At 60.1% G+C, this 6,962-nt stretch carries 4 protein-coding genes; 1 reads left to right on the forward strand and 3 read right to left on the reverse strand.

Annotation, left to right across the window (positions count from 1 at the left end; translation table 11 throughout):
- Window positions 1–7 precede the first annotated feature (7 nt).
- The 3 genes from AACY13_RS21485 to AACY13_RS21495 are packed head-to-tail and all read right to left on the reverse strand — an operon-like array spanning window position 8 to window position 4,909.
- Window positions 8–1,360: an HlyD family type I secretion periplasmic adaptor subunit gene (locus tag AACY13_RS21485; RefSeq protein WP_339463612.1), complete on the reverse strand. Its 1,353-nt coding sequence runs from the start codon at window positions 1,358–1,360 to the stop codon at window positions 8–10.
- Window positions 1,361–1,370: 10 nt separating this feature from the next.
- Window positions 1,371–3,521, reverse strand: coding sequence for a type I secretion system permease/ATPase (locus AACY13_RS21490; RefSeq protein WP_339463627.1), 2,151 nt, complete (start codon window positions 3,519–3,521; stop codon window positions 1,371–1,373).
- 32 nt (window positions 3,522–3,553) lie between these two features.
- Window positions 3,554–4,909 carry a TolC family outer membrane protein gene (locus AACY13_RS21495; protein WP_339463613.1) on the reverse strand — a complete coding sequence of 452 codons (1,356 nt, stop codon included), beginning with the start codon at window positions 4,907–4,909 and terminating at the stop codon, window positions 3,554–3,556.
- A 446-nt stretch (window positions 4,910–5,355) separates the two neighbouring features.
- On the opposite strand from AACY13_RS21495, the gene AACY13_RS21500 reads away from it, so the two are divergent.
- Window positions 5,356–6,962: retention module-containing protein (locus AACY13_RS21500; RefSeq protein ID WP_339463614.1), on the forward strand; the 1,607-nt coding region annotated here is incomplete at its 3' end.

A 6,962-nucleotide genomic window follows, 5' to 3' on the forward strand; every position in this document is an offset into this window, starting at 1 on the left:
GCCGCTTCTAGCGTTCGCGCAGCGCTTCGGCGCGGGCCTTGAGCACCGGTTTGAGCAGGTAATCCAGTACGCTCTTCTTGCCGGTGATGATGTCCACGGTGGCCACCATGCCGGGAATGATCAGCAGCGGATGCTCGTCGCTGCCCAGGTGACTTTTGTCGGTGCGAACCTGAATCAGGTAGAAGCTCTTGCCTTCTTCATCGGTGATGGTGTCGGCGCTGATCAATTCCAGGTTGGCTTTCATACCGCCATAGATGGTGAAGTCGTAGGCGCTGAACTTGACCATGGCTTTCTGCCCGGGGTGAAGGAAGGCCACATCCTGGGGCCGCACCTTGGCTTCGACCAACAGGCTGTCGTCCAGGGGGACGATTTCCAGCATGTCGCTGCCCGGTTGGACGACGCCGCCTATGGTGTTGACCTTGAGTTGCTTGATCACCCCGCGCACAGGCGAGGCCACGGTGGTGCGGCTGACCCGGTCCTGGATCGCGACGCTGGTCGAGGTGAGTTTGGTCAGTTCGGTGCGGATTTCGTTGAGTTCCCTGAAGGCATCGGAGCGAAAGCCCAGTTCGGACTCCTCGATCTTGCTTTTGATTTCGGCCATCGCCGATTCGGCCCTGGGGATGGCCAGATTGGTGGCGTCCAGCGAGCCGCGTATTTCAATCAGGCTGCGGCGCAAGCGAAGAATTTCAACCTGGGAAATGGCACCGCTAGCGACCAGGGGTTGTGACATGTTCAGCTCCTGCTGAAGCAGCCCCATGCTGGCGCGGTATTGCTGCGATTTTGAACGGAACTCGGCCAGTTCCTGGCTTTTTTGCCGCAGTTGTTCGCCCAGTGTGCGCTGTTCGCTCTGCAGGTAGCCCTGGCGCGACTGGTACAGGGCTAGTTCGTCTTCGGCCAGTTGTGGGGCCTTGCGCAGAATCTCTTCCGGCATGGCAATGGGGCGACCCTCCGCCTCTGCGCTCAGTCGCTCGACGCGGGCCACCAGCGCCAGCCGGTCGGCCTCTGTTTCGCCCTGATTGGAGATAAAGCGGGTGTCGTCCAGGCGCAGCAATACATCGCCTTTTTCCACCACTTGACCTTCGCGGACGAAAATCTCGGTGACGATCCCCCCCTCAAGATTCTGGATAACCTGGATTTTGCTTGAGGGGATGGCCTTGCCTTCACCGGTGGTGACTTCCTCCAGTACGGCAAAGTTGGCCCAGATCAGTGCGGCCAGGAGGCAGCCGCTGACCGCCCAGACGGTGATCCGGGTAAACCAGGGGGAGTCTTCGAGTATCGTGCCGTCGACCTCGGGCATGAACTCGGTATCCTGCTTGTGCTGGCGCAAACTGGCGAAATAGCTGCGAAGCGACTGGTTCATGTTTGCATTCCTAGACCGCAGCCGGGCCGACCCGGCCTTTGCGCAGCGCTTCGATAACCGCTTCTTTCGGGCCGTCGGCAACGATATGGCCGTTATCCAGCACGATCAGCCGGTCGACCAGGCTGAGCATGGAGGCACGGTGGGTAATCAACAGCAGGGTCTTGCCCTTGGCGCAGGTCTGTAGGCGGGTGCGCAGCAGGTCCTCACTGGTGTTGTCCATGGAGCTGGTGGGTTCGTCCAGCACCAGTACGGGAGGGTCCAGTAACAGAGACCGGGCCAGCAGCACGGCCTGGCGCTGGCCGCTGGAAAGCAGCTGGCCGCGCTCGCCCACGGGGCGGTCGAAACCCTGCGGATGCTGCCGGGCGAGGTCCACTACACCGGTCATTTCCGCGACTTCGAGCATGCGTGCGTCATTGATGTAGCGGGCACCCAGGGTCAGGTTGTCGCGCAGGCTACCGGCCAACAGCGGTAGGTCATGGGCGACATAGCCGATCTGGTGGCGTAGATCTGCAACATCGAGCTGGCGCAGGTCGATATTGTCGAGCAGGATCTGGCCCTCATCGGCGCTGTAAAACGCCATCAGCAGGCGGGCCAACGTGCTTTTGCCCGAGCCATTACGGCCGATGATGCCGACCCGTTCGCCGGCATTCAGGCGCAGGCTGACCCCCGCCAGTGCTGGTGTGCTCTGGCCCGGATAACTGAAGGTAACTTGGCGTAGCTCCAGGGCACCCTGCAGCTGGGTTCGATCCAGCGGGCGCTGTTTGGCCTGACGCTCCTGAGGCAGGGCCATCAGTGCGTCCGTGCTGGCCATGGTCAGGCGTGCCTGCTGGTAACGGGTGATCAGCCCGGCGATCTGACCGAGGGGAGCGAGGATCCGGCTGCCAAGCATGTAGCAGGCCACCAGGGCACCGACGCTTAGATTGCCGGCGATGATGCTGTAGACCCCGGCAACGATGGTCGCCATACCGGCGAACTGCTGCAGGAACATGGTGCCGTTGGTGGCGATGGCCGCCAGTGAGCGGGCATGTACGTCCAGGCGGGTCAGGGCTCCGTGGGTCTTTTCCCACTGGTGCTGGCGTTCGCTTTCCGCGCCGCAGGCTTTCAGGGTTTCCAGGCCACCCAGGGTTTCGATCAGCAGGGCCTGGCGTTGTGAGGCCAGTTGCAGGCTCTTGGCCACTGTGTCGCGCAGACGGGTCTGCACGGCAAAGGCGAAAAGCGCGGTAATCGGGAACGCCAGCAGGGGGATCACCACCAGCCAGTCGCCAATCAGCCAGATCACCGCAATCATCAGAAACGAGAAGGGCAGGTCGATCAGGCTGGTCAGGGTCACGGCGGTAAGGAATTCACGCAGTCCCTGGAAGTCATGAATGCTTTGCGCGAAACCGCCAACTGTGGCCGGGCGTGCTTTCATCGACATGCCGGTGATGCGTTCGAACAGGGTGGCGGACAGCACCACATCGGTTTTCTTACCGGCGGTATCCAACAGGTGGGCGCGCAGTATCTTCAGCAGCAACTCGAAGCCCATGGCGATAAACAGGCCCAGCGCCAGTACCCAGAGCGTTGCGGTGGCCTGATTGGGTACCACGCGGTCATAGGTCTGCATGACGAACAGCGGGATCATCAGCCCTAGCAGGTTGATCAGCAAACTGGCCAGCATGGCATCGGTATATAGCCAGCGAGACAGTTTGAGGGTGTCGCGGAACCAGGCTTCGATACGCGGTATCAGCGGCGTACGGGCTTCTTCCAGGTCATGGCGCGGGCGGGCGAAGAAGGCCTGGCCGCTGTACTCGGCAGCCAGTTTTTCCCGGTCGACCCATTGCGCGCCGCCATCGGTTTCACAGGGCAGGATCTGCGCCTGGTTCTTCGGCCCCCATTGGCGTAATACCGCACTGCGGCCATCGTTCAGCAGCAGCAGGATCGGCAGATTGAGCGGCGAGATGCTGGTCAGATCGCGACGTAGCAGCCGCCCTTGCAAGCCCGCCCGTGCCGCTGCGCGGGACAGCAGTGAGGGGGTCAGGCGTTGTTCGGGCATCGGCAGGCCGGCACTCAGGCTGCCACGGCTGACCGGGCAGCCGTGGAGTTTGCAAAGTATCAACAGGCCATCAAGCAACGGGTCATCGTGATTGAGACGCGGGTCGCTGGATGCCTCTGGCCGCTCCATGGTAGTCAAATTGAACTACTCCCGTGCCACTACTACTTCATTGCCGGCAAACGCGCCTCGCTCTTCACTTCGCTCAGAGCTACAGCTTCAGCCGGGACTACAACCTGTTGCTGACGCAGCAGGTCACCCATTGCAGCAATCACGCGGTACATGGAGAACTCTTCGAGGAAACGTACCTCGCTGTAACGACGGTTGGCGGTGAACAGTTCGTTTTCACTGTCGAGCAGATCGAGCAGGGTGCGCTGGCTCAGGCTGAACTGCTGCTGGTAAGCCTCGCGAACCCGCGCGGTGTAGTCGGCATAGTCACGGGCGGTAGGGGTTTGCTGGCGAGCGTTGTCCATGGCATTCCAGGCCAGGGACAGGTTTTCGTTAAGCACCCGCAGCGCGTTGTTGCGAATATCCATCGATTCGTTGATCTGGTGCGCGGCCGATTGCAGCCGGGCCTTGTCGCGCATGCCATTGAACAGGTTGTAGTTCATCACCACTGCCGCGCGCCAGCTGTTGTCGTGCCCGCCAATGCCCTGGGTGTTGTCATTGGCCGCGGTGGCCAACTCCACATCAAGGCGTGGGTAGAACGGCGACTTGGCCACCTCATATTGTTTCTCGGCAGCACTGACATCGGCCTGAGCCGATTTCAGGAAGGGGTTATTGTCCATCACGGTCTGGCGTGCCGAAGCGAGGTCTTCCGGCATTGTGCCCTTGACCGAAGCAGGGGATTCCAGCTCGTCGGGCATACGGCCAGTGGCGCTGAAGAAATTGGCCTCTGCGTCCGCGAGGTTGACCTGCTCGGTGTAGAAGTTGTTCTGGGCCAAGGCCAGGCGCGCTTCGGACTGGTCAAGGTCGGCTGTACTGCCAACACCCTGCTGGCTACGCAAGCCAATCTGGTCATTGATGCGCTGATGGGCCTGCAGGTTGTTGCGTGCCAGTTCAAGCATTTCGCGGCGCATCAATACATCCAGGTAAACCTCTACGGTTCTCAGTGCCAGGCTCTCCGAGGTACCCAGCAGGCGATAGGCGCGGGAGTTGACCACCGCCTGGGTGCGGGCCACTTCATTGGGTGTATTGAAACCGTCGAACAGCATCTGCCGCAAGCGCAGCTCCGAGGTGCCGTAAGTCAGGGTTTCAGTGTTGTGGTCGCCTGCACTTCGGGTGGTGGGGTTGTCTGTGTATTCCCGACCATAACCGACCAGCAGATCGACAGTGGGCAGATACCCCCCTTTGGCAATCTTCACGTCTTCATCCGAGGACAGGCGGTTGTTGGCACCTGCATGCACTTCGGGGTGGTTGTCCAACGTGCTCTGGATGGCTTCCGCAAGACTGATGGCCTGGGCCTGTGTACTGATTGACGCCAGTAATACAGCGCTCCATAGAGGGTTGAGTACGCGCATCGGGTGACTCTCCTTTTTAGATGTTCTGAATCCAGTCGCCAAAAAAATGGCTTGTCGAGCTGTCGGACCGGTTTGAGCCTCTAACATCACAGCTAAGAACATCTTTAGTTGTAGCTTAGAAAAATTGATTACACCTCTTATGAGGAAAAAATCTTATGCACTTAGAGAAAAGCAGCACATTGTTCTGACGGAAGGTTTCAAATTTTTGGGCTTCTTGCAGGTGTACGCAGAGTTTAGCAGGTGGTCAGACACGATTCGGGCGGGAATTGTTTGATGGAGTAGTAGACGCAGGTTTGGTGACAATTTTTTGTCGTTAGCGTTTGTTTTAAATACCGGCGTTGCTTGCTCACTCACGGTTCTTGTTTTCATCCCGACTTCGGAAGGTGCTCTGGCCGTATTGAAAATACGTGTCGGCGGTGGTCGACAGCTGTAGTGAGGATGGAATCATGGCTACTCTAATTGGTGTCGTCAGTCAGGTCGTAGGCGAAGTCTATGCGGTAGCCGGCGATGGAACGCGGCGACCCCTGGTTGAAGGTGATCGCGTCTATGCCGGCGAGCAGATCGTCACAGGGGCGGCGGGAGCCATCGCGGTCGCAATGACCAATGGTCAGCAGTTGACCCTTGGCCGTGATAGCAGCCTGACCCTTACTGAACAGATGCTGGCCTCCCGTCCCGACTCGCAAGCGCCGGCTGCCGATAGCTCTCCGGCCGCGCCGAGTGACAGCGATCTAACCGATGTCGAACAACTGCAGGCGGCCATTGAAGCCGGCGTCGACCCAACCCTGGCAGGCGAGGCAACCGCTGCCGGGCCAGGTGCAGGTGGCGCTGCGGGCGGCGCGGGCGGCGGTCATTCCTTTATTCTGTTGGGCGAGGTCGGCGGCCAGCTTGATCCGGTGATCGGCTTCCCTACAGCGGGATTGCAGAGCGGCCCCGAGTTTCCCAATCCTGACCCGGATGTATTGCTCGATACTCCCGAGCCTCCTCCACCTGAAGTACCCGACTCTTCCCCTGCAGTCGAAGTGATCTACCTGGATGGCCCGCCCGGTGGCGATGGTGGCGGTAATCAGCCCGGCGTAGTGGCTGGTCCCGGTGTAGTCGACGAGGCCGCCTTGGGGAGTGGCAGTAACCCGGGCAGCACTGCCGAGTTCACCTATGGCAGCCTGGTTATCAATTCGCCGGATGGTGTTTCCCGAATTGAAATACAGGGTGCCGATGGTGTGTGGGTCAACGTGTTGGGTGGCGGCACCGTTGTAGGTGTATACGGCACCTTGCAGTTCGATGCCGCCGGGAACTGGGTTTACACCCTTAATGCCAACACCCTGGATCACAGTAATGCCGGCGCAACAGGCGCAACCGACCAGGTGGGCGAGAGCTTCCCTGTGCGGGTAGTTGATGGCGATGGTGATGTATCGCCGACGGTTTCGCTGGATGTTGTGGTGTATGACGATGGTCCCAATATCGAGTTGGCTGCTACACAACTGGATGCCCTTGCAGTTGATGAGACTGATCTGAGCGCCGATGCCACTGTAAATTTCAGTGGTGCCTTTAGCTCTGCCTTCGGTGCCGACGGTGCCGGCAGTATTGGCTACGCGTTGAATGTCACGGGCGCACCGAGCGGCCTGGTGGATGTAGCCACCGGCCAGGATATCGTGCTGGGCATGAACGGCGGGGTGGTCGAAGGCTGGGTCGGTGGCAACCCCGGTCTAGTGGCCTTTACCGTCAGTGTCGATGGCTCAGGCAATGTCACCCTGGATCAGTTGCGCGCCCTGCAACACCCGGACGGTACTAACCCGAATGATCCAGTCAGCGTGGCCGGCGGGGCGATCACACTGGTTGCAACCGTGACCGATGGCGATGGCGACCAAGCCAGCGCCAGCCTGAACCTGGGTAGCTTCCTGACCTTCCGCGACGACGGCCCAAGCATCGACGTGGCCTCGCAGTTCGACGTGGGCCTGGAAGTGGATGAAACCAACCTGGCGCTGAACGACAGCGTGGATGTATCGGGTGCCTTCCTTGGCAATTACGGAGCCGATAACAGCGGCAGCACCACTTA

It is taken from the genome of Pseudomonas sp. EA_105y_Pfl2_R69 (assembly GCF_963970915.1).
Taxonomy (GTDB): Bacteria; Pseudomonadota; Gammaproteobacteria; order Pseudomonadales; family Pseudomonadaceae; genus Aquipseudomonas.